The sequence below is a fragment of the Pilosibacter sp. YYHA0881 genome, from assembly GCF_051602715.1.
Taxonomy (GTDB): domain Bacteria; phylum Bacillota; class Clostridia; order Lachnospirales; family Lachnospiraceae; genus Alitiscatomonas; species Alitiscatomonas aceti.
In genome coordinates, this window is sequence record NZ_CP175657.1 from 1,180,430 (window position 1) to 1,205,700 (window position 25,271).

At 55.6% G+C, this 25,271-nt stretch carries 24 protein-coding genes and 1 tRNA gene; 4 read left to right on the forward strand and 21 right to left on the reverse strand.

Going from position 1 to position 25,271, the window contains the following annotated elements; genetic code table 11:
• Window positions 1-6 precede the first annotated feature (6 nt).
• The 3 genes from ACI6NM_RS05570 to ACI6NM_RS05580 form a co-directional block, all read right to left on the reverse strand.
• A complete protein-coding gene (locus tag ACI6NM_RS05570; RefSeq protein ID WP_158358811.1) occupies window positions 7-675 on the reverse strand; it encodes a vitamin B12 dependent-methionine synthase activation domain-containing protein in 669 nt (222 codons plus the stop codon).
• Window positions 675-1,535 (reverse strand): methylenetetrahydrofolate reductase [NAD(P)H], encoded by an 861-nt coding sequence (metF, locus tag ACI6NM_RS05575; RefSeq protein WP_158358766.1) that lies wholly within the window; start codon window positions 1,533-1,535, stop codon window positions 675-677. Before metF ends, ACI6NM_RS05570 begins: the two co-directional genes overlap by 1 nt.
• Window positions 1,536-1,652: 117 nt before the next feature.
• On the reverse strand, window positions 1,653-2,552 hold the full coding sequence (locus ACI6NM_RS05580; protein WP_158358767.1) for a LysR family transcriptional regulator: 900 nt from the start codon (window positions 2,550-2,552) through the stop codon (window positions 1,653-1,655).
• Between the two features lie 122 nt (window positions 2,553-2,674).
• Between ACI6NM_RS05580 and ACI6NM_RS05585 the strand changes: the two genes are divergently transcribed.
• Together ACI6NM_RS05585 and aroF are read left to right on the forward strand one after the other, a co-directional pair.
• A complete protein-coding gene (locus ACI6NM_RS05585; protein ID WP_262427928.1) occupies window positions 2,675-3,277 on the forward strand; it encodes a cytidylate kinase-like family protein in 603 nt (200 codons plus the stop codon).
• A 307-nt stretch (window positions 3,278-3,584) separates the two neighbouring features.
• Window positions 3,585-4,595: a 3-deoxy-7-phosphoheptulonate synthase gene (gene aroF, locus ACI6NM_RS05590; protein ID WP_262427927.1), complete on the forward strand. Its 1,011-nt coding sequence runs from the start codon at window positions 3,585-3,587 to the stop codon at window positions 4,593-4,595.
• A 605-nt stretch (window positions 4,596-5,200) separates the two neighbouring features.
• On the opposite strand, the gene ACI6NM_RS05595 is transcribed toward aroF, so the two are convergent.
• The 5 genes from ACI6NM_RS05595 to nifS form a co-directional block, all read right to left on the reverse strand.
• Window positions 5,201-5,291, reverse strand: a tRNA-Ser gene (locus tag ACI6NM_RS05595).
• A 103-nt stretch (window positions 5,292-5,394) separates the two neighbouring features.
• On the reverse strand, window positions 5,395-6,675 hold the full coding sequence (locus ACI6NM_RS05600; protein WP_262427926.1) for an N-acetylmuramoyl-L-alanine amidase: 1,281 nt from the start codon (window positions 6,673-6,675) through the stop codon (window positions 5,395-5,397).
• The gene (gene mnmA / locus ACI6NM_RS05605; protein WP_262427925.1) at window positions 6,672-7,748 is read right to left on the reverse strand and encodes a tRNA 2-thiouridine(34) synthase MnmA; all 1,077 of its coding nucleotides are present in this window, start codon (window positions 7,746-7,748) and stop codon (window positions 6,672-6,674) included. The genes ACI6NM_RS05600 and mnmA overlap by 4 nt, the downstream gene beginning before the upstream one ends.
• A 3-nt stretch (window positions 7,749-7,751) precedes the next feature.
• Window positions 7,752-8,192, reverse strand: a complete 441-nt coding sequence (gene nifU / locus ACI6NM_RS05610; RefSeq protein WP_022273434.1) for a Fe-S cluster assembly scaffold protein NifU — start codon at window positions 8,190-8,192, stop codon at window positions 7,752-7,754.
• 25 nt (window positions 8,193-8,217) lie between these two features.
• On the reverse strand, window positions 8,218-9,414 hold the full coding sequence (gene nifS / locus ACI6NM_RS05615; RefSeq protein WP_262427923.1) for a cysteine desulfurase NifS: 1,197 nt from the start codon (window positions 9,412-9,414) through the stop codon (window positions 8,218-8,220).
• A 205-nt stretch (window positions 9,415-9,619) separates the two neighbouring features.
• Between nifS and ACI6NM_RS05620 the strand changes: the two genes are divergently transcribed.
• The gene (locus tag ACI6NM_RS05620) at window positions 9,620-11,164 is read left to right on the forward strand and encodes a polysaccharide biosynthesis protein (RefSeq protein WP_262427922.1); all 1,545 of its coding nucleotides are present in this window, start codon (window positions 9,620-9,622) and stop codon (window positions 11,162-11,164) included.
• Here ACI6NM_RS05620 and ACI6NM_RS05625 read toward each other — a convergent pair.
• Both ACI6NM_RS05625 and ACI6NM_RS05630 read right to left on the reverse strand, forming a co-directional pair.
• A complete protein-coding gene (locus ACI6NM_RS05625) occupies window positions 11,137-11,367 on the reverse strand; it encodes a hypothetical protein (protein ID WP_022273016.1) in 231 nt (76 codons plus the stop codon). The genes ACI6NM_RS05620 and ACI6NM_RS05625 overlap by 28 nt on opposite strands.
• 100 nt (window positions 11,368-11,467) lie before the next feature.
• Window positions 11,468-11,992: an adenine phosphoribosyltransferase gene (locus ACI6NM_RS05630; RefSeq protein WP_022273017.1), complete on the reverse strand. Its 525-nt coding sequence runs from the start codon at window positions 11,990-11,992 to the stop codon at window positions 11,468-11,470.
• Window positions 11,993-12,193: 201 nt separating this feature from the next.
• Here ACI6NM_RS05630 and ACI6NM_RS05635 point away from each other — a divergent pair, with 201 nt between their 5' ends.
• Entirely contained in the window at window positions 12,194-13,306 is a 1,113-nt protein-coding gene (locus tag ACI6NM_RS05635) for a M23 family metallopeptidase (protein ID WP_158358774.1), read from the forward strand.
• A gap of 6 nt (window positions 13,307-13,312) precedes the next feature.
• On the opposite strand, the gene ACI6NM_RS05640 is transcribed toward ACI6NM_RS05635, so the two are convergent.
• The 11 genes from ACI6NM_RS05640 to ytvI all read right to left on the reverse strand — a co-directional run bounded on the left by ACI6NM_RS05640 (window position 13,313) and on the right by ytvI (window position 25,264).
• A complete protein-coding gene (locus tag ACI6NM_RS05640; RefSeq protein WP_158358775.1) occupies window positions 13,313-13,729 on the reverse strand; it encodes a DUF3842 family protein in 417 nt (138 codons plus the stop codon).
• A gap of 25 nt (window positions 13,730-13,754) precedes the next feature.
• A complete protein-coding gene (locus ACI6NM_RS05645; protein WP_262427984.1) occupies window positions 13,755-14,663 on the reverse strand; it encodes a TPM domain-containing protein in 909 nt (302 codons plus the stop codon).
• Window positions 14,664-14,665: 2 nt separating this feature from the next.
• A complete protein-coding gene (locus ACI6NM_RS05650) occupies window positions 14,666-15,763 on the reverse strand; it encodes a TFIIB-type zinc ribbon-containing protein (RefSeq protein ID WP_262427921.1) in 1,098 nt (365 codons plus the stop codon).
• 19 nt (window positions 15,764-15,782) lie between these two features.
• Window positions 15,783-17,033 carry an SPFH domain-containing protein gene (locus tag ACI6NM_RS05655; RefSeq protein WP_158358778.1) on the reverse strand — a complete coding sequence of 417 codons (1,251 nt, stop codon included), beginning with the start codon at window positions 17,031-17,033 and terminating at the stop codon, window positions 15,783-15,785.
• A 35-nt stretch (window positions 17,034-17,068) separates the two neighbouring features.
• The gene (locus tag ACI6NM_RS05660; protein WP_158358779.1) at window positions 17,069-17,905 is read right to left on the reverse strand and encodes a deoxyribonuclease IV; all 837 of its coding nucleotides are present in this window, start codon (window positions 17,903-17,905) and stop codon (window positions 17,069-17,071) included.
• 9 nt (window positions 17,906-17,914) lie between these two features.
• Entirely contained in the window at window positions 17,915-18,814 is a 900-nt protein-coding gene (locus ACI6NM_RS05665) for an ABC transporter permease (protein ID WP_022273025.1), read from the reverse strand.
• Window positions 18,804-19,754, reverse strand: a complete 951-nt coding sequence (locus ACI6NM_RS05670; RefSeq protein WP_022273026.1) for an ABC transporter ATP-binding protein — start codon at window positions 19,752-19,754, stop codon at window positions 18,804-18,806. The genes ACI6NM_RS05665 and ACI6NM_RS05670 overlap by 11 nt, the downstream gene beginning before the upstream one ends.
• Entirely contained in the window at window positions 19,754-22,198 is a 2,445-nt protein-coding gene (locus ACI6NM_RS05675; protein ID WP_022273027.1) for a hypothetical protein, read from the reverse strand. Before ACI6NM_RS05675 ends, ACI6NM_RS05670 begins: the two co-directional genes overlap by 1 nt.
• A gap of 5 nt (window positions 22,199-22,203) precedes the next feature.
• Window positions 22,204-23,340, reverse strand: a complete 1,137-nt coding sequence (locus tag ACI6NM_RS05680) for a sensor histidine kinase (protein WP_158358781.1) — start codon at window positions 23,338-23,340, stop codon at window positions 22,204-22,206.
• The gene (locus tag ACI6NM_RS05685) at window positions 23,330-24,034 is read right to left on the reverse strand and encodes a response regulator transcription factor (protein WP_022273029.1); all 705 of its coding nucleotides are present in this window, start codon (window positions 24,032-24,034) and stop codon (window positions 23,330-23,332) included. Before ACI6NM_RS05685 ends, ACI6NM_RS05680 begins: the two co-directional genes overlap by 11 nt.
• 93 nt (window positions 24,035-24,127) lie before the next feature.
• Window positions 24,128-25,264, reverse strand: a complete 1,137-nt coding sequence (gene ytvI, locus ACI6NM_RS05690; protein ID WP_158358782.1) for a sporulation integral membrane protein YtvI — start codon at window positions 25,262-25,264, stop codon at window positions 24,128-24,130.
• Window positions 25,265-25,271: the final 7 nt, after the last annotated feature.

The window sequence follows — 25,271 nt, forward strand, 5'->3', positions numbered from 1 at the left end:
CTGTCTTTACGTCTCCCTTCCCTGTCCCAGGCTCCTCCTGTACGGACAGTCCTTTTTTTCACATGCCTCGCACCCTTCTGTCCGGCAGAAGCCCTTTACCGGACTGATCCCGATCACCGCCGTCACGGATTTGGACGGCATCATAAGGCCTCCCTCTGTCAGAGTGATCCCCAGGCGCTTCCCGGCCTCCAGCCCTCCCAGAAGGTCCTTCTGGACGCTTAACGGGAAATCTCCGTAGCCCGGAGAAAATCTTGGCCGCAGGTAAAGCCCCTTTTCCTCATATTCCTTTCGCCAGGACTCAAAATTCCTGTCACAAACCTCCTCGATCAGAGCCGCTGCTGCTGCCTGCATGACCACAGCCCTGGCCATAAAAAGCTTCCCGTACTTAAGGAGCAGCCGGTCCACTCCCGTCCCCAGGGTCGCCGCCATCACAAGAACCCGGGCGCAGCCGCCCAGGTTCTTTAAAAGACTTCTGCTGGAGGTCTGGAAACAGCCGCAGTCCAGGCTCCCGTCCCGCACCGTCACCGGAAACTCCCGTACACAGATCCGCTCTTCTGATACCCGCAGGAGCTCTTTTATACATTCCTCTGCCAGTTCTCCTGTTTCCTCATCCGGGACCCGGTTCCCATATCCCAGATACCGGAACACCTCGCTCCTGCGGACCCCGTCCTCCATCATACCAGGATCTCCGATAAGCTGCTCTTGATCTGCTCCGCCACATCCGGCTTGTTCATGGAATAGATATGGATGGCATGGATCCCGTTGGCCACCAGATCGATGATCTGGGATACGGCATAGGCGACGCCCGCCTGCTTCATGGCCGCCGGATCGTCCCCGAACCTGTCTAACAGCATTTTAAAACGGGTGGGAAGGACCGTTCCGGACATGCTGAGGATCCGTTTCATCTGCTTTGCGTTTGTTACCGGCATGATCCCGGCCACCACCGGCACGGCGATCCCAGCCTCCCGGATCCTGTAAAGGAAGTTGTAGAACAGATCGTTGTCAAAAAACATCTGGGTCGTCAGGAAGCTGCAGCCTGCGTCCACCTTTTCCTTCAGATACCGGATGTCCTCTGCTTTATTCTTCGATTCGGGATGGCCCTCTGGATAGCAGGCGCCGCCGATGCAGAAATCTCCCATGGCCGCCAGCTCTGCCGCCAGGTCACTGGCGTGGCTGTAATCCTTTTCCACATGACCGTCCGAAGGGATATCCCCCCGGAGCGCCAGGATGTTTTCGATCCCGTTTTCCCTGAGCCGTTCCACCACGCCCATCACATGCTCCCTGGTGGAGGAAACACAGGTCAGATGGGCCATGGACGTGACTCCGTATTTTTTCGCCAGGCAGGCCGCCAGGTCCGCCGTATACTGGCTGGTGCCGCCGCCGGCCCCATAGGTGACGCTCATAAACGACGGGGAAAGCCTGGCGATCTCCACCGCCGCCTGCTCCACGGTCTCATATGCGCTCTCTTTTTTGGGAGGGAACACTTCAAAGGAAAGAACTGGTTTTTCCTGGGATAAGATTTCTGTGATCTTCATATCTTCTGCCTGCCTTTAGTCATTTTCTGTAATGAAGGTATGCTATCACAAAAATGCGTCCCTGTCTAATATAGAAAAAATACGTCTTGTTAAAGGTTTTTCCTATATCAAGTTGTTCTATACCAGGACCTTCTCCAGCTCCTCCAGATATTTCTGCCCCAGGGGACTTAAGGCTGCCCCTTTCCGTTTCAGATATCCGATGGTCATGGTCTCCTCCCCTTCCAGAAGGACTGCACAGTAATCGGAGCCGTTGAGCTCCTCACAGATGATGCCGGAGCAAAGGGTATAGCCGCAGAGACCCACCATCAGGTTTAAAATGGTGGCCCGGTCGCTGACCTTAATGGAGCGTTTGTAATCATAGGTACTGAGGACCTCCTCCGCAAAATAGAAGGAATTATACTGGCCCTGCTCAAAGGAAAGGCAGGGATACGGCTCCAGGTCCTCCATGGAGATCCTCGTTCTCCCCGCCAGGGGATGGCCCTTCCACATATATACATATACGCCGCAGTCCATCAGCAGCTCAAATTCCAGATCCATGGTGGAAAACAACTTATAAAGCACCCGCTTATTGAATTCATTGACATAAAGGATCCCGATCTCGCTCCGGAAGTTTTTCACATCCTCGATCACTTCATAGGTAGTGGTCTCCCGCACTGCAAACTCGTATTCCTCCATGCCAAACTGCTTCACCATCCCGATGAAGGCACTGACCGCAAAGGTATAATGCTGCATGCTGACGGCAAATTTCTTCTTCACGTCCTTCTTTTCCACGTACCGGGACTCCATCAGCTCATACTGCTCTGTCACCTGCCTTGCGTATCCCAGGAACTCTTTGCCCTCCTCTGTCAGGATCACGCCCCGGTTATTTCTTAAAAATATCTCGATCCCGATCTCCTTTTCCAGCTCTCTGAGGGCCTGGGACAGACTGGGCTGGGAAATAAAGAGCTTTTTTGCCGCCTCGTTCATGGAGCCTGTGTCGGCGGCGGCGATCACATAGCGAAGCTGGGTCAGAGTCATAGTACACCTCCTGTTTTTCCTCCTATGATACACGAATACCTCTGGAAAAAAAAGAGAATTGTTGGAAATTGGCAGAAAGTATGGTATGATAGGGATACTATATCAAAAAGGGAGGCAAAATTATGAGCAAAGTCATATCCATCAGCCGGGAATTCGGCAGCGGCGGACGGGAGATCGGCTACCGCCTTGCAAAAAAGCTGGGGATTCCTTTTTATGATAAAGAGATCATCTCCATGGCCGCCGAAGACAGCAATATCTCTGAGGAAATCTTCCATGCCAATGATGAAGTGATCGGCCATAAAGAACGGATCGACTACCAGTACGCTGTGATCGATCCCTTCTCTTCCACCTATGAGGTGCCCGTTTCTGACCAGCTCTTTGTGATCCAGTCCCGGATCATCAAAAAAATGGCCAGTCTGGGCCCCTGTGTCATCATCGGACGCTGCTCGGACGTGATCGTGGAAGACTCGTTCTCCGTGTTCATCTGCTCCAGCTTAAAAAAGCGGGTGGAACGGCTGCTCTCCCTGGAACAGGATGAGACCGTGGATGTAAAAAAAATGGAAGCAAGGATCCGTACCATCGACCAGAAGCGCCGGGATTACTACCAGTATTACAGCGGCAATGAATGGGGAAAGCCGAAGAATTACGATCTTTGCTTAAACAGCGGACGGCTGGGGATCCAGAAGTGTGTGGATATTGTTTCCAGGATGGTCTCTCTCACTTAAAACCGTTACGCTTTAAACAATTAAATTTTCTGTTGACAAAAGGGACCATCCGCTGTATGATGGTTTCCAGAACATGAGATTTCAGAAAGGACGCAGCAGATCATGAAGAATACCGCATGGAACGCTTCTTATTATTTCTTCTATTCTTTTCCGGGTTATTATTATAGCGCGGACTGCTTTTGCTGCGGAAAACAAACCTCTCCCGATTTCTCTTAAAGATTTCCGAAAACCAGGAGCCGGTGTTTGCATTCCCAGCAGACGCCGGTTTTTTCATGTCATAGGAATTTCAACCAGGAGGAAAACGAATATGATCATTATCTTAAAACAAAATGCCAATCCGGAGAAAGTAGAAATCCTGAAGCAGGAGCTTGAACACAAGGGCTTTAAGCTCCATCTTTCCCAGGGAACCCAGACCTCCCTCATCGGCCTCATCGGCGACACCACATCGATCCATGAGGACTGGCTGAAGGCCATGGACGTGGTAGAGGATGTACGCCGGATCCGGGAGCCCTATAAAAAGGCCAGCCGGTCCATGCACCCGGAAAATACGGTTGTGGATGTCTGCGGCCAGAAGATCGGCGGCGGGCACTTCCAGGTCATCGCCGGTCCATGCTCCATCGAGACCAGAGAGCAGATCACCCAGGTGGCCGAGGATGTGAAGCGCTCCGGAGCCCGCCTTTTACGGGGCGGGGCCTTCAAGCCCAGGACTTCCCCCTATGCCTTCCAGGGACTCCATGAGCAGGGCCTGGATCTTCTTCTGGAGGCCAAAAAAGCCACGGGACTCCCAGTGGTCACAGAGATCATGAGCGCCGAGCACCTTCCTCTTTTTGAAGATGTGGACGTGATCCAGGTGGGAGCCAGGAATATGCAGAACTTCGAGCTTTTAAAGGAGCTGGGAAAGATCCGGAAGCCCATCCTTTTAAAGCGCGGCCTGGCCAACACCCTGGACGAGCTTTTAATGAGCGCCGAGTACATCATGGCCGGAGGAAACGAAAACGTCATCCTCTGCGAGCGGGGAATCCGCACCTTTGAGACCTCCACCAGAAATACCCTGGATATCTCCGCCATTCCCATGTTAAAGCAGAAGACCCATCTGCCGGTGATCGTGGATCCCAGCCATGCATCCGGGATCCGATTCATGGTAGAGCCCCTGGCCCTGGCAGCCATTGCCGCCGGAGCCGACGGTCTGATGATCGAGGTCCATAATGATCCGGAGAAGGCTCTCTGCGACGGAGCCCAGTCCTTAACTCCCCAGATGTTCGACACACTGATGAAAAAGATCCAGCGGACCGTGGATTTCTTCCGGATCCTGGACTGATACCCCATAAAAACAGCTATGACGGTGCCGATTGGCGGCTGTCATAGCTGTTTTTGCAGGTTCTGTTTTCCGATACATAATGGCTGTGTCGGGATCGGTTCTGGAGCGTGAAATTCTCAGCATCCGGCCCTGGCGGCGGCCTGGCCCCAGGGCTTTGGGCATATATGGCAGCTTTTTCCCTTTCTGTATACCCAAAAGCCTTAGCCACACTTCCAGAGCTTTGGGCATATACGGCAGTTTTTTCCAGATATACCCAAAATTCCGGGGAAAACCGCCGGATTTTCCTAAAGATCCAGATTTTTGGACAGCAGCGCATAAACCTTCCCTTCTATGCCCAAAATCTCCCGATTTTTTGGGTATTGGATAAAAAAACACTGTTTTATACCCAAAAATTCCATTTGTACCCCATATAGGTATATGCAGAATGAACTTTCATCCCTGGCAGCCGGTCTGCCCCTCAGCCCATCGCCTGGAGCTGGCAGGCAGCTGCCGCAGTCCTCATTGGAGACGGCATGGAGCTGCACACAGCATCCGGTATGTATCCCAATTAGGGAAGGCTTTTCCATATTGCAAATAAAAAAGCCCTTGATCTTCAAGGGCTTCAGCGGAGACGGTGGGATTCGAACCCACGTGCCGGGTATTAGCCGGCAAACGCATTTCGAGTGCGCCGCGTTACGACCGCTTCGCTACGTCTCCGTATACTTATGGGACAGACGGCCCGGAGTCTCCAGACCGCTGTTCCCTATTATACACGATATTTCTTCTTTTGTGTAGTGGAAAATCGAATTTTTTTCATTTTTTATTCTGCAGCTCCCCCGAAATACGAATCCACAGCCGCCGCGATCCCGGCCACCAGCTTATCCTGGTAGCTTTCGTCCTGAAGCCACCGGTCCTCGTCGGGATTGCTTAAAAATCCCGCTTCCACCACAGCCACCGGGATCTGGCTCCAGTTGATCTCGCCGGAATTGTCCACCTCCTGGACCCCGCGGTTTTTCGTTCCCGTCTGGGCGCAGATGTTGTCGATGATGGACTTGGCCAGCCGGTAGCTCTGGTCGTGGAGCTCCGCGTTATAGGGGTTCTGGGCCGTCATACACATCCCCAGAGCGCCGTATACGCTGGAGTTTTCCATGGAATTGGCATGGAGCCGGATGAAGATCTCCGCCTCACTGTCGTTGGCCATAGCTGACCGCTGGGAATTGCTTAAGTTTACGTCATGTCCGGTACGGATCATCACCGTATGGTAGCCCCTGGCCTTCAGCTCCTTCTCCAGCTTTTTTGCCAGCGTCAGGGTCAGCTCATATTCCTTTACGCCGGATACGGCCCCCACGCCGCCCTGGGGCATTTTGGCCTTCATGGTTTCAGAGCCTGGGCCGATGGGCTCCTTTTCTGCATTGGGCTTGGCCTGGTGTCCGGCGTCAATGGCCACCGTATGGCCATTCCAGGGCACCTCTGCCTGGGCCTCAGCCGCCCGGCCGGATGCATCTGCCGGAACCGCTCCGGCTCCGTCCGCCGCCGGCTGGGGATCTTCCCCGGAGCTTCCGGGTGCGCCCTCCGGCCCCGCCTGGGGTTCCGCAGAACTGTCTTTTGCCGTCTGGGGTTCTGCTTCCGGGGCATCCGTCTCCTCCACCCATACCTCTACCAGATCCGAGGCCACATAGGCGGTCTTGCCGTCATACTCCACCTGGCTCCACTCTTCGTTATAGCCAATCCGCCGGAGCTTTTCCCCATTCTTTAACTGGACGTAGATCCTGGCGTCGGCCCGGTCCTCTTTTCTCACATTTAAAAGGTCCGCCTTTACCACCACGGTCTCATCCACAGGCTGGTACTTTTCCGTCTCCGGTTCTGCTGCTGCCGCTTCCTCCGGGCTGCTCTCCCCGGCCTCTGTCCCGTCCTCTTCTGCCGCTGTCTCTCCCATGGTGATGACGGCCATATCCTCTGTCCCGGAAGCCGCTTCCGTTTCTGTTTCCAGCTCCATGGTCTGGTACCGGTTCATGCCGCCGCAGCCGGAAAGAAGAGCCGTCCCCAGGACACACACCAGAAACAGGCGGAGGAGTTTCCGCCCTTTTATACGTTCTTTCACAGGATGGTCCCTCCTCCGAATATATGATCATTTTCATAAAATACCACGGCCTGTCCCGGGGTGATGGCCCGCTGGGGCGTTTCAAACTGGCATTCCACGGTCCCGTCCTCCCGTTCCCGGATCAGGCAGGGCGCGCCCTTATGGCTGTAACGGATCTTGGCCATGACTCGGCGCTCCTCGCCGTGAAGGCCGTCCTCCGCCATCCAGTTGAGCCCGCCGCAGACCAGGAAATCGGAAAACACATCGTCCCCTTCCCCGATGACCACCTCGTTGGTTTCCGGACGGATCCCGGTGACGAATACGGGATGGCCCATGGAAAGGTTCAGTCCCTTTCTCTGGCCCACCGTATAGTGGGTGATCCCCTTGTGGCGTCCCAGGATTTTCCCTTCCTTATCCACAAAGTTTCCGGCTCCCGGCACCTCTCCGGCTGACCGCTGGATGAAGGCCGCGTAGTCGTTATCCGGGATAAAGCATATATCCATGCTGTCCTTTTTCTTTGCCACGGGAAGCCCCATGTCCTCTGCCATCTGGCGGATCTCCTCTTTTGTGAAGTCCCCCACCGGCATCAGAGTCCGCGCAAGCTGGTCCTGGGTCAGGTTATAAAGGGCATACGTCTGGTCCTTCTGGGCCGTCACGGAATTCCTCACCGTATACCGGCCGTTGGGCAGCTTAAGGATCCGGGCATAATGGCCCGTGGCGATATAATCCGCCCCGATCTCCAGGCTCCTGGACAAAAGGGCCTCCCATTTCACATACCGATTGCAGGCAATGCATGGATTGGGCGTCCTCCCGTGAAGATACTCATCCACAAAGTAATCCATCACCGCAGCCTTGAATTCCTTCCGGAAATTCATCACATAATACGGGATCCCCAGGCTCCAGGCCACCTTCCGGGCGTCCTCCACGGCGGTCAGGCCGCAGCAGCCCCCGTTTTCCGCTGTCTCCTCCGGATCCTCATCCTGCCAGATCTGCATGGTCACTCCGATCACATCGTAGCCCTGCTTCTTTAAAAGGCAGGCGGCGACCGAAGAATCGACGCCGCCGGACATGCCTACTACTACCTTTTTTCCCATTCCTTAATATTCCTCGTCCTCATCGTGCTCGCTGATATCAGACTTGGGCTTTTCCAGACCCTGGATCTTGATTCCGTGCTTCTCTGCATAATCCCACAGAGCCGCATGGATCGCCTCCTCCGCCAGCAGGGAGCAGTGTACCTTCACCGGCGGAAGACCGTCCAGAGCCTCCATCACCGCCTTATTGGTCACCTGCATGGCCTCCTCAATGGTCTTTCCCTTTACCATTTCGGTGGCCATGCTGCTGGTGGCCACAGCCGCACCGCAGCCAAAGGTCTTGAATTTGCAGTCCCGGATCATATGGGTCGCATCGTCGATATCTAAGTAGATCCGCATGATATCTCCGCATTTGGCATTTCCCACAGTTCCCACGCCGCTGGCGTTTTCGATCTCTCCCACGTTTCTCGGGTGCTCAAAATGGTCCATTACTTTATCTGAATACATATATTTTCTCCTTTTCTCTCCTGTTTTACTGGTTTTCCTTCTTTTCTCTGCTCTTTACAAAGTCCTCGTAAAGGGGCGACATGGAGCGGAGCCGCTCCACGATCCGTTTCAGCTGGTCCACCGTATAGTCGATATCCTCCATGGTGGTCTCTTCCCCTAAGGTCAGACGGAGGGAGCCGTGGGCGATCTCATGGGGCAGTCCGATGGCTAAAAGCACATGGGACGGATCCAGGGACCCGGAGGTGCATGCCGAACCGGAGGAGCCGCAGATCCCGGCCATGTCTAACATGATCAGAAGAGATTCTCCTTCAATAAACTGGAACGAAAAGTTGGCATTGTTGGACAGTCTCTGGGACGGGTGGCCGTTGAGCCGTACATAAGGGATCTCCGTCATGACCCTATGGATCAGATGATCCCGGAGCTCTGTCTCTTTTTTCTTATTTTCTTTCATGGAAGCCAGGGAAAGCTCCACAGCCTTTCCAAGCCCCACGATCCCCGGCACGTTTTCCGTACCGGCCCGGCGCTTTCTCTCCTGTGCGCCGCCGTGGATAAAGGATCGAAGCTTCAGCCCCTTCCGGATATAAAGGAAGCCCACGCCCTTGGGGCCGTTGAACTTGTGGGCGCTGGCGCTGAGCATGTCGATATGAAGCTCATCCACGTTGATGGGCTCGTGGCAGTAGGCCTGGACCGCGTCCGTATGGAACAGGATGCCGTGCTCCTTTGCCACTTCGCCGATCTCCCGGATGGGCTCGATGGTACCGATCTCATTATTGGCGAACATCACGGAGATCAGGATCGTATCCGGACGGACCGCCTTTTTTAACGCGTCCACGCTGACAACTCCGTTCTCATCCACCGGAAGATACGTTACCTCATATCCCAGCTTTTCCAGATACTGGCCGGTGTGGAGGACAGCATGGTGCTCGATCTGTGTTGTGATAATGTGTTTCCCCTTGGAAGCGTAGGCCTCAGCCGCCGCCTTTAACGCCCAGTTATCGGCTTCGGTGCCGCCGTTGGTGAAATAGATCTCATTTTCACTGGCACCCAGGGATCCTGCGATCACTTCTCTTGTGTGGGCCATTGCCTTTTTGCACGGTGTGGAAAAATCGTACACCGAAGAGGGATTTCCATAGTGCTCCGTAAAATACGGGAGCATCGCCTCCACGACCTCCGGGCGCACCCGGGTGGTGGCTGCGTTGTCAAGATAAATTACCTTCTTCATAAATCCGCCTTTCCGTAAATACAGGTTAAAAGCCTCATCTACTCTATATTTTTTATTTCTGCCCCCGTTTCCGGAGGCTATCCTACATTATATATGATACTCTCTGGTTTTTTCAACTGATATTGGCAGATTTAAGAAAAAAATAATAATATCGAGAATCATTTTCACATATACTGTGGCAAATCTTCTCCTCGCGGAGCGCCCCATGCACTCTTATTTCAAAAACCATACCCTGGCGGCCGGAGCCCTCCTCCTTACCCTGACCGGCATTGCCTCCAGGATCCTGGGATTCTTTTACCGTATCTTCCTGTCCCGCACCATCGGAGCCGAGGGCCTGGGCGTTTACCAGATGGTCTTTCCCATCTATGGCATCTGTTTTTCCATCTGCGCCGGTTCCATCCAGACGGCCATCTCCCGTTTCACTGCTGCCGACCGGGACCGGGCCGGAAGGACCCTCTTTGCCGGATTTATCATCTCCTTTTCCCTGGCCCTGGGACTGGCTGCCGTCATCATCCGCTTCTCCGGCTTCCTGGCGTCCCAGGTGCTGATGGAGCCCCGGTGCGCGCCCCTGCTCCCGGCCATGGCCCTGGCCATTCCGTGCACGTCCGTCCACGCCTGCTTATGCGGCTGGTATTACGGAAAAGAAAAGGTACAGGTCCCGGCCCTTTCCCAGATGGTGGAGCAGTGCATCCGCATCTTCACCGTCTTTCTCATTGCCAGGATCTGGGAGGAGCAGGGGAGGCCGGTAACGGTCCTGGCGGCTGTGGCCGGTCTGGTGGCCGGAGAGGCCGGCTCCGCCCTTTTTACGCTGCTGTCCTTTCTGCTCTTTGGAAGCAGGAAAAAAGACGGGCCATCCGTTTCCGGACGTCCCGCCCCCTCTTCTGTCCTCACAGCCGCAGCCCCGCTCCTGGCCATGGCCCTGCCCCTCATGGGAAACCGGCTGGTCATGAACCTTCTCCAGAGCCTGGAGGCCATTCTGATCCCCGTCCGCCTGGAGCTTTCCGGCCTTTCCCGGTCCCAGGCCTTAAGCGTCTATGGTGTCCTCACAGGAATGGCCCTGCCCTTTGTCATGTTCCCCTCGGCCATCATAAACTCTCTGGCAGTGGTCCTCCTGCCTTCGGTGGCCCGTCACCAGTCCCTGGGAAACCGCTCCGGGATCCTGAAAAATATCTCCCTGTCCTTCCGGTACAGCTCCTATATGGGGATCCTGTGCATCGGGATCTTCACATCCTTTGGAGATTCCCTGGGGCTCCAGGTGTTTAAGAGCGCCGAGGCCGGAAGCTTCATCTCCATCCTGGCCTGGCTCTGTCCCTTCCTTTATCTGTCCACCACCATGGGGAGCGTATTAAACGGCCTGGGAAAGACCTCCGTTACCTTTCTCCACAACCTGGTCTCCCTGCTGGTGCGCCTGGCCTTTGTGTTTTTCGGGATCCCCCGGGCCGGGATCCGTGCCTGCCTCTGGGGGATGCTGGCCGGAGAGCTGGTCCTCTCCCTCCTTCATCTGTACTCCTTAAGAAGGCTGGTCCGGTATGCTCCCAACGCCTGGGCGGTGATCGTAAAGCCCTCGTTCTGCCTGGCGTCAGCCCTGGGGATCTTCTCCCTGTTCCCGGATCCGCTGCCCCTTCCCGGCAGCCTGCCTCCCTTTTTCGGCACCGTCCTCCAGATCGGGCTGGTCTGCACCGGATATCTTCTATTTTTGCTGCTGTTCCACAAAAGGCCGGATCACTCGTCAAATTCCACAGTCACATAAAAGCCCCGGTCGTTTTCCACGATCTTTTTTACCACGCCCTGGCGGCTTTTTAACCGCTCGTTGAACTTAAAAAGCCCCGACATGGCCACCGCCGGCTCGATCATATAGTTGACGTTCACCGGCGACACCGATTCGCTCACCTCCACGGTCTGGCCCTCCTCCACCAGGCCGGGCCGTTCCATTTTAAAAACGATCTCCCGCATCCTTATCCTTCCTTTCCACGATGTCCCTTATGGGTACAGAATACGGGCCAGGGGCGCTTTCCTCCTGCGCTCCTCCAGCCCGTCCCGCTGCTTTTACACGTTATTTTCCTTCATAGATAATGGCTGATTCCACATCATAGCCAGCCAGCTTTTCCCGGCCCTTGAGGCCCGCTAACTCCATGATGAAGCAGATCTTCACCACCTGGCCGCCCAGCTTTTCCACCAGCTTTGCAATGGCCTCCACTGTGCCTCCGGTGGCGATCAGATCGTCGATGATGACCACCTTCTGGCCGGGTTTAATGGAATCTGCGTGCATCTCGATGGTCCCTGTGCCGTATTCCAGCTCATAATCCATAGAAACCGTCTCCCGCGGCAGCTTTCCCGGCTTTCTTGCCAGGATAAAGGGCTTGTGGAGCTCATAAGCCACGGGCATCCCGAAAATAAAGCCACGGGACTCGGCTCCCACGATCACATCAAAATCCACATCCTTTACCATTTCCAGGAGCTGGTCAATGGCCAGATGAAGGCCCTCTCCATCCTGTAAAATGGATGTCACATCCCTGAAAATGATCCCGGGACTGGGAAAATCCGGGATGCTGATCACATAATCTTCCAGTTTTTTCATTGTTCCTTCCGTCCTTTCCGGGAGTCCCGCGTTCCTGCCGCCGGTTCCTCCTGCTACGCCCTATCATAGCACAATTCATTTTTCCTGACAACCGGCATATTCTCCGGCCTGTCCCCATATAATGTCTGCGGGGCGTTCCCTCCCGTTCTGCATCAGGGCCGGGAACTCTGCCCCGCAAATCCCTGGAGGAGAGTGTATGCCATGAAACCGTTCCATATAACAAAAGCGTCTGTCATCATCGTGATACAGCTTCTGGTCCTGTCCTTTCTCACCCTTTCCCTGGGCTTAAAAAGCCGGGAAGCAGCCTCGGAGACGTATTTCCTTTCAGAACAGGACGACAGCGCGCCCCCTGGGGAAGAAAAGGAAAAGGACTTCATCCGCTGGGTGGATTTCACCGTCCCGGCAGAGGTCATGGAAAAGGCCTTCCGCCTGGATATCAACACCTGTCAGGCTCCGGTCCACCTGGACTGGATCCAGCTCCTGGCATTTTTAGGCGCGCGGTACGGCGGCGATTTTTCCAGGTTCCGCCAGGCCGATCTGGATTCCCTGGCCGAAGCCTTAAAAAACGGCACATCCATGGATACGCTGGCAGAGGGCCTGAAATATTATCCCTATTATAAAGAAGCCTACGGCGCAGTCCTGGGCGGCATGGTGGGATATTTTGATCAGGAGGCAGGACCGGAAGAGGCCGCGTCAGAAACAGCCGGACCGGAGCAGGCTTCCACGGAAGAGACTGGATCCGGGACCTGGGTCACAAAATACGGGCTCAAGGCCTTTTCCCCCATCGCCAGAGACTTCCCATACAGCGACTATGACGACTTCGGCGTTTCCCGCTCCTACGGCTACAAGCGCCGCCATCTGGGCCATGATATGATGGGCCAGGTGGGAACTCCCATCATCGCCGTGGAATCCGGCACCGTGGAGGCCCTGGGCTGGAACCAGTACGGCGGCTGGCGCATCGGCATCCGCAGCTTCGATAAAAAACGGTATTATTACTACGCCCATCTGAGAAAAAATTATCCCTACCAGAGCTGTCTCTCAGAAGGCAGCGTGGTCACTGCCGGAGATGTGATCGGCTATCTGGGCCGCACCGGATACAGCTCCACGGAAAACACCAACAACATCGACACGCCCCATCTCCATTTCGGCCTCCAGCTGATCTTCGACGAGTCCCAGAAGGAAGGGAACAACGAGATCTGGATCGATTGCTATGAGCTGGTAAAATTCCTGCGGATGAACCAGAGCCAGGTGGCAAAGGTGGAGGGGACAAAGGAATGGGAACGGGTCTATGACCAGCGGGAGCCGGAGGGATAAAGCCCCTTAGCAGTCTCCCCGCTTAATGGCCTCCACCTGCTCTACCACCAGCTTTACATAATCGCCCAGGGGCAGATCCTGGCAGCCCACCACAAAATGCTGGCACCGGTTCACCGGGATCAGCACCTTTTTCGCCTGGCTCTGGCCCAGGGCCACTGCCATGTTCGGCGTGATCTCCCCCATCAGGGAATCGGCGATGACGATGCCCATGGGCCCGATGATGATATCCGCCCTCCGGCTCCCCACAATGGCCGGGTTCTCTCCTGTGGCTCCGGCGTCCGCCCCGGCCTTCAGCATGGCGGCAGTAGCGATACTGTTGGTTCCGATGGCCAGGATCTCGTCCTCCGGAAACCGTTTCCGGATCTGCTCCACCACGCTTTTTCCCATGCGGCCGCCCTGGCCGTCCATTACCATGATCGTCATATCCCTGTTCCTCTCTTTCCTGCTTTTAAAATTTTCTGCTCCCGCCTCCATGGCTTCTTCCGCTGGAGGACCGGTGGGTGGTGCTGCGGCCGCCGGAGGAAAGGCTCCTGCCTCCGCCGCTCCTTCCGCTGCTGCGGTGGTCCTGGGAGGCGATGACCTGCTGGGTCACATAGCTTCCGATCAGAAGATCCGTCACCCGGCTCCCCATACGGAAGGCGCTGTCCTTCCGGTAGGAAAGCTTAAAATTGGCCTCCATCCGGCTTTCCTCATCCCGCATATTATACTCTCTCACAACGCCCAGGACGGCAAAGCCGCCGCAGGCAGCCGCAGCCGCCAGGGCAAACAGGGCCTCATACCAGCGCACCGACCGGTAGCGGCTGATCTTTCCGGTCTCCGGGTCGTAATTATACTGGTCCGCGGCGATCCCGTTGTCGTAGCAGACCTCCAGATCCTCCACAAACGCTCCGGCTGCCTGGTAATAGTCTCCGGCTGCGGCATAGCCGTACATGTCGTCCAGCACCGCTTCGATCCGGCTGTCCGTCAGATACCGCACCATCTTCCCTTCCGTGGAGATACACAGCTCCCGGTTGTCCATGTCGATCAGGAGAAGCGCCCCGTCGCGGCCGCTTCCCGTACCAAAGCCGTGGGCCTCATAAAAATCGTCCGCATAGGCCTGGGCAGAACCGGGATTTTCCTCTGCGGTCACCACCGCCGCATCCATATCCATCTTTTCCCGGAGGGCGTCGATGGCCTGCTGGAGCTCTTTTTCCTCTTCCTCCAGAAAAAGATCCGCCTGGTCAAAGACCCTGACGTTTCCTGCCATCTCCCCGGAGCCCGCGGCCTGGGCGGTCATACTCAGTCCGCTCCCGGCATTCCCAGGGATCCCAACGGCCATAAACGCCGCCATGCCCAGGACTCCCATCCATTTTTTCATCCTCACAGAAACCACCCTCCGATCATAAGCGCTGCAAACACCGGGAAAAATACGCCGAAGAACAGCCCCGCCAGCTTCCTTTTATCCACCGGCAGCCGTCCCCAGATCTTTCCGGTCTGGCCGTTCATGGCAAAATAGTACGTTTTTCCTCCGGCCCTATGGCCATAGGTCATGACCCATACCGGCAGAAGGGCGTACTGCCACCGGGGATCCCGGATCTCCATGGAGGAATCTTTTATACGCACGCTGCTGTATGTATCCATGGAGGACCGGAGCCGGTCCAGGGTATACTGCTTTACCTCCTGCTCCGCCTCGCCTGCAAAGCTCTCCCCGTCCATGTCCCGCCTTTCCGCCTGGAAACCGGAGAGATACCCCATCTGGAAGGGCAGGAGCTTTTCCATATCAAAGGGCAGGACTCCCTCCACCAGCTCCTTATTGCTCTTTTTTAAAGCATTTCTTGTTAAATTTTTAACTTCCAGTGTGCCCGCCCGTTCCACCTGGTACCTTTTATGCTCTGTGTACCGGGTCCTGCCGGAGACCCAGGTGCGCTGTTCTTCCGCTTCCGCCTCTGCCTGGCCGTCCACCTGGCAGCTGTATATGAGGTAAGGGAAGTAGATCCCCGACAGCTTTTCGATCTGGTCCCTGGAGAAAAAATCCCCCGGCACAAACTTCTTTTTTCCGATCCAGCTTAAAAAGCGGGATGTGGCCTCCTTTTTATCTATGGCAAAGGGGATGACAAAGTCCGGCATATGGTCTCCCGAAAGGCGGCCGGAAAAGACCACCGGGTTATGGCAGTAATAGCAGAAGGAAGCCGCCGTGGTGGCGTCCGTGACGATCTGGGCCCCGCAGCTGGGACAGGTGTAAACGGCCGCCTCCCCGGTTTCCGGAGACTGGGACGAGTCCCCTTCCTGGGGAGCCGTCCCTTCCTCTTCCAAAACAGCCTTCTCTTCCTCTGCGGGAGAAGCGGACGCCTCCTCCATCCGCTTCATTTCCTCCTCTGTGAACTCTGAAAGGCAGTATTCACATTGGAATTTCTGGGAATCCGGATCAAAGACCAGGCCGCCGCCGCAGTTGGGACATTTATAAGACATCAGCGCCATATGCTCTCATCCTCCGTCTCTACTGTCTTGGTCTTCCGCACTCAGAGCAGAATTTCCCCGTGTTCACAGCGCCGCAGGCACAGGTCCAGGCTGCGGGCGCAGGTCTGGGAGAACCGCATTCGGGACAGAATTTTCCCGTATTCACGCTGCCGCAGGCGCAGGTCCAGGTCTGCCCGGCAGGCCCGTTCTGGCCTCCTCCTGCATTGGGGCCGGCGCCTGGCATTCCTCCCTGGAAATTCCCGGCGTTCTGGCCGTACATCCCGTTTCTTCCCTGGTTCATCATCTCCATCTGTCTTGTGTTGGCTGCCGAGGCTGCGCCCATGAAGCTTCCACCGCTCTGCATTCCGATCCCCATGCCCATGAATCCGGCCAGACTGCCGTTGGGATTGGAGCCGGCCGCATTTAAGCCCTCAGCGATCTGTCCCTGGACGTATCCCTCCCGGATGGACGGATCGCTTAACATGGCGCCCCGGTTCCTTAAGTTGATCAGCTTCTGGGATTCCTCGTCGTAGGAGATGCTTCCGATGCCCACGGCCTGGATCTCCATGCCGCGCAGCTGGTTCCATTCCTCGTCCAGGACATTGGCCATGTACCGGCCCAGCTCCCGGCCTTTAGAGGCCACAAAGGAGATCCGGATCCCGTCGGCAGACATCTGGTTGATGGCCGTCTGGAAAGCCTCCATATATTCATTGAGATACTGCTCGTTGATCTCATCCATCTCCACATGATCCGTATTCTTCGGGATCACTTCCCCGTAAAATTTCAAGGGATCTGTGATCTTCACAGAGTACGTCCCATGGGCCCTGAGGAACAGCTCCGCGTTATAAAAGCTGTCGAAATAGTTCACCGGCGTCCTGGTACCGAACTTCAGGCCCTTGATCTCCTGGAGGTTGATATAATAGACCCTCTGCTCCCCATAGGTCTGGCCGCCGAAACGGATCCGGTCAAAGGATTCCTTTAAAGCCTCTCCAAACTGGCCGTTGAACAGGGACGGGGCCATGGAATTGTTGACCGTGTAATAGCCCTCTTCTGCCGTGTAATCCACGACCCGGCCGCCGTCCACCAGCATCATGAACTGGTTGGGGTATACCCGGATCCTGGAGCCGTTGGATACCACTCCCGGCGTCCCCTTTGTATTCTGGCCCCTGCGGGTGGGAACTCCAGCAGAAAAAACAGTCTGGTCCCCCATGTTTCCCGGCTCGATGACCTCCAGCCACTGGTCTGCAAAAGCGCCTCTTACGGCATCCGCCGCTGCTTTGATGATTCCCATAGATCTATTTTCTCCTTCCAATGGATTTTCTGCCGTCAGCCTTCCGTTCTCAGCGAACGCAGAAGCCCGATCTCTCTTTTATATCCCTCCAGGTCATTGGGCGTTTCCAGACAGAAGGGGAGCTCACGGAGCGCCGGATGGTTCACCACCCGCACCAGGGCATCCAGGCCGATGTGCCCCTCCCCGATCCTTGCATGGCGGTCCTTTCTGGCCCCCAGAGGGTTCATGCTGTCGTTTAAATGGACAGCCTTTAATCTGGATAAGCCCACGATCCGGTCAAATTCTGTTAAGACCCCGTCCAGATCGCCTGCGATATCATAGCCGCCGTCCCAGACATGGCAGGTATCCAGACAGACTCCCATTTTCTCCGAAAGCTCCACCCGGTCCAGGATCTCCCTGAGCTCCTCAAACCGGCTTCCCACCTCGCTGCCCTTTCCGGCCATGGTCTCCAGAAGGACTATGGTGGACTGCTCCGGCTTTAAGATCGCGTTCAGCGTTTCGGCGATCAGCCGGATCCCGGTTTCCGTTCCCTGCTTCACATGGCTTCCCGGATGGAAATTGTAAACGTTCCCAGGCGTATGCTCCAGTCTTGCCAGATCGTCGGCCATGGTATTCCTGGCAAACTCCCGGACCTTTTCATCGGCCGAGCAGGCGTTTAAGGTATAGGGCGCGTGGGCCACCAGGGTCCCCAGCCCCTTTTCTTCCTTTCTCTTTAAAAATTCCCGGATATCCTCCAGGTCCAGGGCCTTTACGCTGCTGCCCCTGGGATTTCTTGTGAAAAACTGGAACGTGGTGGCTCCGATCCGTTCCGCATCCCTTTCCATGGCTGTAAAGCCCTTGGAGCAGGATAAATGGCATCCGATATAAAACATAGCGCCCTCCTATTTCTTCTCATTTTTCAGAGGATTTAAAAAATACACGGCTCCCCGTACCAGCCCGGCAGAAAACACGGTCTGGACCAGTATGCTGACCGGGATCCAGTGACGGATCACAAAATTATCCGGTCCGTTTCCAAGGAACCGGCGGATGGACAGGTCCGCGATCCCTCCCGTCACCTGCTTTTCCATGATCTCCCCAAAGGTAGCCAGGGGGTTCAGCAGAAGAAGGTAGACTGCGCTGCCGGACGAAGCCGCCGGCCGCGTCTCTCCCAGCTGGTAGATCTCCTCTGCGATCTGCATCTGGGACATATTAAGAAGAAAAATATTTAACATATATGTGCCCACCACCACCAGCAGAAGGATCCCGTAGGTACACACATTGGAAAAGGTGGACCGGCGCATCAGCGATGAAGAAAAAATCCCGATACCGCCGCAGAAGACCGCCGTCACCAGAAAACATACCATTAAAAACGCCAGGTCCATCAGATCCATACTGCCGTATACAAAGGTCAGCAAAAGGATGGGGAAGCTGGATACGATCAGCACCATCAGCTGGCTCAAAGCAGAAAACAGTTTTCCCATCACAATATCCTTCGGCGTCATCCTGGTGGTAAACAGAAGCTCCAGTGTCTGCCGCTCCCGCTCTCCGCTGATGCTGCCGGAGGTCAGCGCCGGCATGATAAACATTAAAAGCAGGAATTCCAGGGTCGCCACAAAGGCGTAAAGCTGAAGGAAGCTGGAATACTGGACGGAGGCTGAGATCCGCACCTGGGCCACTGCCGAATACATATTTAGCAGCGCCACCACCGCCAGGATCCCGTTGAACACCAGGATGATCAGGGGCATCCGGAAGCTCCGTGCCCGGACCGTCACCTCTCTTTTATAAACGGGATTACTCTTCACTGCTGAGCACCACCTTTCCCTTATCATGGCTTGTGATCTGCATAAAGATACTTTCCAGGTCTCCCTGCTCTCTGATGAATCCGCTGACTGGGATCCCCGCCTCCATGAGGCTGTATAAAAGCTCTGCCTCTGCCTGCCGGTTTCCGTGGAAATTGACGATGATGTCCTCGTCCCGGATGGCGATGGTCTGGACCCTGGGATCCTTTTTTAAGATCCCGATGGCTGTCCGGCTCTCGCCGCAGATCCGGATCAGCAGCGGGTTGGAATCATTGACCTTCTGGAGGATCTCCGCCATGTTGCCGGAAAGGACGATCTTTCCGGCGTCGATGATCCCGATGTCTGTACACATCTGGGACAGCTCCGAAAGGATGTGGGAGCTGACCAGAATGGTCTTCCCCTCGGCGCACAGCTCCTTTAACATCTCCTTAAATTCCATCCGGGTCCTGGGATCCATGCCTGAGGTGGGCTCGTCCAGGATCAGAAGACCGGGATCGTGGATCAGGGCCCTGGCCAGGCAGAGTCTCTGCTTCATTCCCCGGGAAAGGCTGTCCACAAAAAAGTCCGCCCGGTCAGAAAGCTTCACCTGGTCTAAAAGCTCCTCGCACCGCTTTCTTCCCATGAGGCCGGAGAGGCCGTAGCAGGAGGCAAAAAACTCCATATATTCCCGCACCTTCAGATTGTCATACATGCCAAACTCATCGGGCACATAGCCAAACTGATCCTTTGCCTCCTCCCGGAACCTTAAAGCGTCCTTTCCGCAGATCTCCACCGATCCCTCGTCCGGCTTTAAAAGCCCCGCCATGATCTTGATGGCTGTGGTCTTTCCGGCTCCGTTGGGCCCCACAAAGCCGTAAAGGGCCCCCTCCTCCACTTCCATATCCAATCCCCTCAGGGCTTCAAAATTCCCAAATTTCTTTTTTAAGCCATGGATCTTTAACATCAGCGTTTCCTCCCTGTCACCACCGGCACCGGCAGCATCGAGGTAACTCCCGAAGTGTCCCCTTCCTCCGCCGTATATTTTACCACCAGGCTGTTCTCCGCAGACAGGTAAGGCGCCAGCACGCTTTCCGTAAATCCGCCGCCGGAAAGGTCTACCGGGTCGTAATTCTTCGTTTCATTATTGTAAAAACAAGCCTCGCCCTCAAACGGCCGGATATAATAAAAATCCTCGCCGCTGAAAAATTCCGGAGAGATAAAGGTGAAGGCCACCTTTTCCACGTCCAGGTCTGTTCCCAGGAAGTATTCCACCGTCACTGGCTCTGTTCCATAAAGGGAGAGGCCGTCGCTGCCGTATCCCATGTTCCCGGAGACCACCTGCTGGGGATTATAAAGACCGCTCCTCCAGACGCTCCCGCCCTTTTCTGTGGTCATCTCCAGCTCCTGCGTATAAAGGACCTGGCCGTCTGCCGCCTGGCCGTCGGGTGAGACCCACTCCCAGAGCCCCTGCTCCGGGCCCAGGGCAGAAAACCGCGCGCCGGAAACGTAGGCGCCGCCGTAGGTCTGATCCAGATACCAGCCGTAAAGGCTCCGCCGGTCCGTATTCCGCAGAAGCTCTTCATCGTCCAGCTCCTTCCCGGCCGAATCCCTCTCCACCAGCCACTGGGCAGCCAGATAGGTCATGTTCACCGGCCAGTTTAACACAGGCTCCTCTTTAAGCTCCCGTACCTCCCCGGGCTCCAGATCTCCCAGCGGGCAGACCTGTCCGTAAAAGAAGACGGCGCTGTCGGTCAGGGGAAAATCATAGCCATTTCTGATATAGCCGGAAAGCTTTCCCTCGAACAGCCTCAGATCTCCTTCGATCCTTCCGGGAAACGTCCGTTCTCCCCTGGATTCCAGCTTAAAATACCTGGGATCGAAGGCCCTGGACCGGCTGGCTGAAAGGACTGCCGCATCCTCCTCCCGGGCGATCCTCACATCTGCCGCCTGTTTTCCGTCAAAGGCCTGGACCGGCTGCTCCTCATACTGGCTGGATCTGGTCAAGGGAGTAATGGAATACTCCGCAGGCACCCGCAGGGAAAAGGGACGGCTGTCCGGCGTCCGCACATCTAAAAAGGTGGTCTCCTCCACCGTGTCCCCGGAGGTATCCAGTACCGTAGCCAGAGTATAAAATTCCGACGTGAACCGGGTCCCCGTTCCCAGCAGATAGATGACCGCTGAGGCCGCCGCCGAAGCTATGACCACAGAAATTCCGTAGTACCGGCTCAGGTCCTTCTTTTTCAGATACAGGTAAAGCCCCGGCCCTGCCGCCAGGATATAGACGGCTGTCACTGCCATATAAAGCGGGATCCTGGGCAGCCGGTCCACACTGCCGGTGCTCACCAGGCTCTGGGCGCTCCAGTAGTCGTCGTTCCTTCCATAGGAGCTGTAATAGTAAAGCTGGGAGACAGCCTCCTGGCCCAGGGTCTTTGTCAGGATCTCCGCCACATAGCCAGGGGTCTTTTCTGCAAACCCGCGGATCTCCCCCAGATCATAGGAAAAAAATCCCATTTTTCCCTTCCCGCGCCGGATCACCGTTAAAAGAGGGATATCGTCTCCTTCCATGACCACTCTTCCGCCGGGCACAGAAAGCTCAGCGCACATCAGCTCCACCTGGGCATCCTCCGGGGAATCCTGGGCGTATTCCACCCCCAGGCCCACTTTCTTTTTTTCATATCCCCGGATCCGGACTCCGCCCAGATCTTCGGAAAATCCCCCCAGGACCTTCTCTGCTTCCTGGCCTGTGCCCAGCAGGAGGGTCCCGCCCCGTTCCACCCACTGAAGGATGGCTGTCCTCTGGTCCTCGGTGAGACTTTCCGTAGAAAAGCCGTTGATCAGAAGGATATCCAGAAGCTCCAGTCCCCTGGCGTCGGAGGGCAGGGCCTTCTGGTCCAGGAGGATCAGCCGGGAATCCACCATGCCGTATTCCAGGTGGACGCCGTCAAAGTATGAGAGCTCCTCTTCCTCTCCTGCCAGGCCTCCGATCAGCAGCCTTCCCATGTCCCGGGACACATCAAAGGAAAGAGAACAGGAATCCACCTCTCTTCCCCCCTGGTCGCAGAGGGCCACATGGATCCCGCTGCTCTTCTGCCCCAGGGGGATATAGATCTCCTTTTTTTCCGTCTCCGCCAGCTTCACAGAAACCGGGAAGCTGTACTGATAGACCTCATCGCTGTTATCCGGCGTGCTCTCCAGGGTCTTTACGTTCACCGTACCGTTAAAGGGCGTCTCCGACTGGCCGTAAAAAGTAATAACAAGGGGGATATGGCTCCCAAACTTTCCCATATCCCCATAGACTGTGGAAACCTCCATGGATACCGGCGCTCCGTCTCCCGCCCATGCCGGGCTTCCTGGAAGCAGGAGCGCAAAAACCAGTGCAAGGAACACCCTGACGCTTCTTTTTCCCATATGATTCATCCTATCGCTCTGAAATTTTCTCTGTTCACATCAAAATCGATCTTCAGCTTTACCTGGAACACCGTACCGTTTAAGTCGCTGGTGACGGAAATGGTCCCTCCATGCATATCCACGATATTTTTTACAATGGCCAGCCCCAGGCCCGTTCCTCCCGTGGCTGTGGACCGGGACTGCTCCACCCGATAAAATTTATTGAAGATCAGATGCAGCTCTCCCTCCGGGATCACATAGCCGAAGTTTACCACAGAAACGGATACCACTTCTTCCTCCGCCTCAACCTTTACCAGTACCTTCTTTCCCTCGGCCCCGTATTTGATGGCATTGTTGATCAGGTTGTCAAACAGCCGGGCCAGGAGATTTCCATCGGCGGTGATCTCCAGGGACGGCACATTGCTGGTCAGCTCATAGGTAAGCCCCTTATCGGCAAAGCTGGGATAAAACTCCTCCAGAAGCTGTCCCAGGAGCTTTACGATGTCCACCCGGCCCACGTGCATGGCAATCTTGCCGCAGTTCATCTTCGTAAAGCCGAATAAGTCCTCGATGAGCTTTTCCAGGCGCTTGGCCTTTGTATAGGCGATGTCAATGTATTTCTGCCGCATCTCCTCCTCCATGGGCATGCCCCTGGAAAGCAGCTCCAGGTAGCCGATGATGGAGGTCAGCGGCGTCCGGAGGTCATGGGCCACGTTGGTGATCAGCTCATTTTTCGTCCGCTCCGATTCCCGTTCCTTATCCATCAGCTCCCGGATATCGGCCTCCATCCGGTTTAAGCTGGCCGCCATCATGGCAAACTCATCGTCTCCCTCCACCTCCACCTGGATATTCAGATCTCCCTCGGAGATGTTCTGGATGGCTGCTGCGATCTTTCCTATGTACCGGATGGACTTTCTCTGCAAAAGCAGGAAGGTCAGGGAAAAGATCCCGATGCCGGCGATCACATAAAGGATCGTGGTGGCAGTCCCCATCCGGAAGATCTTAAGGGCAGGGGAAAGGCTTCCCTGGGTCTTTTCCAGATAATTGACGATCATATCCACGTTGGCGATCAGAAAGATCTCCACCAGACATGCCACCAGGGTGCTGTACAGGATATTGACCAGGACCTGTCCGTAAAACCGTCTGCTGAAATCACTTTTCAATTTTATAACCCACCCCCCAGACTGTGGTGATGATCTTATTCTGTCTGGTATCCTCCTTCATTTTTCCGCGGAGACGGCGGATATGTACCATGACCGTATTATTGGCCTCGTATACCTTCTCATTCCATACCTTTTCAAAGATCTCGTCAGTGCTGAACACCCGGCCTGGATTGGAGGCCAGGAGATAAAGGATATCGAACTCGATGGGCGTCAGCTTGATCTCCTCTCCGTATACCACCACCTTGTGGTTGTCCTTATTGATGGAGAGACCCTTGATATTGATCTCGTTTTTGGCAGCCTGACCGGTATTCCGGTTGGGATTTAGCTGGGTATACCGTCTCAGCTGGGATTTTACCCTGGCCGTCAGTTCCAGCGGGTTAAAGGGCTTCACCACATAGTCGTCCGCCCCGGTCCCCAGGCCCAGGATCTTATCCAGATCCGTGGACTTGGCGCTCAGCATGATGATCGGGATATTGTTGGTCTCCCGGATCTTCCGGCACATCTCCAGTCCGTCCATCCCCGGCATCATGATATCCAGGAGCACCAGGTGGATCTCCTCCTTTTCCAGGATCTCCAGTCCGTCCAGGGCATTGTTGGCCTTAAATACTTTATATCCGTCGCTGACCAGGTAGATCTCCACCAGGTCCGCGATCTCTTTTTCATCATCCACAACGAGAATATTGATCTGATCCATGAAACATCCTCCTCTGTCCGTAATATATGTACCATCATACCATACTTTGCCCACTTTTGCCTTACTTTTTTATGGAAAAAAACGGGAAGGGGCCTATGGCTCCTTCCCATCTCCATGACGGATCTCCTCGATCTCCCTGGCCAGCTCCTTTACGCTGTTTATCAGGGAATCGAAGGCCCCGTATTCATAAAATTTAATAAAGATCAGTCCCACCGGAACGGCCAGGATCATACCGGCCAGTCCCCGGAGCCTGTATCCCAGGAACAGGAAAAACAGGGTGGTCAGAGGCGGAAGCCCCATGCTGTCCCCCACGATCTTGGGCTGGATGATCTGCCGGACCGCCTGGGACAGGACGTAAAGCAGTCCCAGGCCGGCCGCATAGGCAAAATCCCCGGTAAACAGCTTCACCGCAGCCCAGGGGATCAGCACCGTTCCTGTGCCGAACATGGGCAGGAAATCCAGAATGGCAATGGCCACCGCCAGGACCGCCCAGTAATGGACGCCCAGGAGCATAAGACCTCCCATGAGCACCAGGGCCACCACGAACATGATCTTGAACTGGGCCATGAAGTAGCCGCCGATGACCTTCCTGACGTCCTTCTTTATAAGTCCCGCATACCGCTTCACCGCCCCCGGCATCACTTCCTTTATCCTCTGGACGATCACATCATGCTCCGCCAGGAACAGATAGGAGGACAGAAGGACCACAATGGTATGGACCAGCACATCCGGCAGGGTCCTGGCCACAGCTCCTCCGGCAGAGGCCGCCAGGTCCTGGAGAAAGCCGCCGATGTACGCTCCCAGCTGCTCGATGACCTGACCGAAGGAGTCCTTCACCTCCGGAGGCAGGAACGTAAGGACCTGCTCCAGCTCCGCATAGGCTTCGGCCACATCCTCCTGGACCTCCGCATAAAGCCCCGGAAGGGCCCGCACGAACAGCACCATCTCCTTAAGCCCCCGGCTTCCCAGGAAATACAGGCCAAAGATCACCAGAGCCAGAACCCCCACGATCAGGACCATGGAGCTGTGCCGCCTGACGATCCGTATCTTTTTTTCCAGGAACCGCACCAGGGGATTGGCGATCATGGCCACCACCCAGCCGATCACAAACGGTATGAAGAAACCAAGAAGCCGCGGTCCCCAGACACAGATCAGGTAGATGGTCATAAGGGGAACCGCAATGTTTAAAAAGATCCTCGCATATTTTCTGATATCCATTTCCTCCTCCATGAGGACC

Excerpts from the sequence above, each read along its gene's own strand:
- ACI6NM_RS05570 (WP_158358811.1), bottom strand. The coding sequence starts at position 675 with ATGGAGGACGGGGTCCGCAGGAGCGAGGTGTTCCGGTATCTGGGATAT.
- metF (WP_158358766.1), bottom strand. The coding sequence starts at position 1,535 with ATGAAGATCACAGAAATCTTATCCCAGGAAAAACCAGTTCTTTCCTTT.
- ACI6NM_RS05580 (WP_158358767.1), bottom strand. The coding sequence starts at position 2,552 with ATGACTCTGACCCAGCTTCGCTATGTGATCGCCGCCGCCGACACAGGC.
- ACI6NM_RS05585 (WP_262427928.1), top strand. The coding sequence starts at position 2,675 with ATGAGCAAAGTCATATCCATCAGCCGGGAATTCGGCAGCGGCGGACGG.
- aroF (WP_262427927.1), top strand. The coding sequence starts at position 3,585 with ATGATCATTATCTTAAAACAAAATGCCAATCCGGAGAAAGTAGAAATC.
- mnmA (WP_262427925.1), bottom strand. The coding sequence starts at position 7,748 with ATGGGAAAAAAGGTAGTAGTAGGCATGTCCGGCGGCGTCGATTCTTCG.
- nifU (WP_022273434.1), bottom strand. The coding sequence starts at position 8,192 with ATGTATTCAGATAAAGTAATGGACCATTTTGAGCACCCGAGAAACGTG.
- nifS (WP_262427923.1), bottom strand. The coding sequence starts at position 9,414 with ATGAAGAAGGTAATTTATCTTGACAACGCAGCCACCACCCGGGTGCGC.
- ACI6NM_RS05620 (WP_262427922.1), top strand. The coding sequence starts at position 9,620 with ATGCACTCTTATTTCAAAAACCATACCCTGGCGGCCGGAGCCCTCCTC.
- ACI6NM_RS05625 (WP_022273016.1), bottom strand. The coding sequence starts at position 11,367 with ATGCGGGAGATCGTTTTTAAAATGGAACGGCCCGGCCTGGTGGAGGAG.
- ACI6NM_RS05630 (WP_022273017.1), bottom strand. The coding sequence starts at position 11,992 with ATGAAAAAACTGGAAGATTATGTGATCAGCATCCCGGATTTTCCCAGT.
- ACI6NM_RS05635 (WP_158358774.1), top strand. The coding sequence starts at position 12,194 with ATGAAACCGTTCCATATAACAAAAGCGTCTGTCATCATCGTGATACAG.
- ACI6NM_RS05640 (WP_158358775.1), bottom strand. The coding sequence starts at position 13,729 with ATGACGATCATGGTAATGGACGGCCAGGGCGGCCGCATGGGAAAAAGC.
- ACI6NM_RS05645 (WP_262427984.1), bottom strand. The coding sequence starts at position 14,663 with ATGAAAAAATGGATGGGAGTCCTGGGCATGGCGGCGTTTATGGCCGTT.
- ACI6NM_RS05650 (WP_262427921.1), bottom strand. The coding sequence starts at position 15,763 with ATGGCGCTGATGTCTTATAAATGTCCCAACTGCGGCGGCGGCCTGGTC.
- ACI6NM_RS05655 (WP_158358778.1), bottom strand. The coding sequence starts at position 17,033 with ATGGGAATCATCAAAGCAGCGGCGGATGCCGTAAGAGGCGCTTTTGCA.
- ACI6NM_RS05660 (WP_158358779.1), bottom strand. The coding sequence starts at position 17,905 with ATGTTTTATATCGGATGCCATTTATCCTGCTCCAAGGGCTTTACAGCC.
- ACI6NM_RS05670 (WP_022273026.1), bottom strand. The coding sequence starts at position 19,754 with ATGTTAAAGATCCATGGCTTAAAAAAGAAATTTGGGAATTTTGAAGCC.
- ACI6NM_RS05675 (WP_022273027.1), bottom strand. The coding sequence starts at position 22,198 with ATGGGAAAAAGAAGCGTCAGGGTGTTCCTTGCACTGGTTTTTGCGCTC.
- ACI6NM_RS05685 (WP_022273029.1), bottom strand. The coding sequence starts at position 24,034 with ATGGATCAGATCAATATTCTCGTTGTGGATGATGAAAAAGAGATCGCG.
- ytvI (WP_158358782.1), bottom strand. The coding sequence starts at position 25,264 with ATGGAGGAGGAAATGGATATCAGAAAATATGCGAGGATCTTTTTAAAC.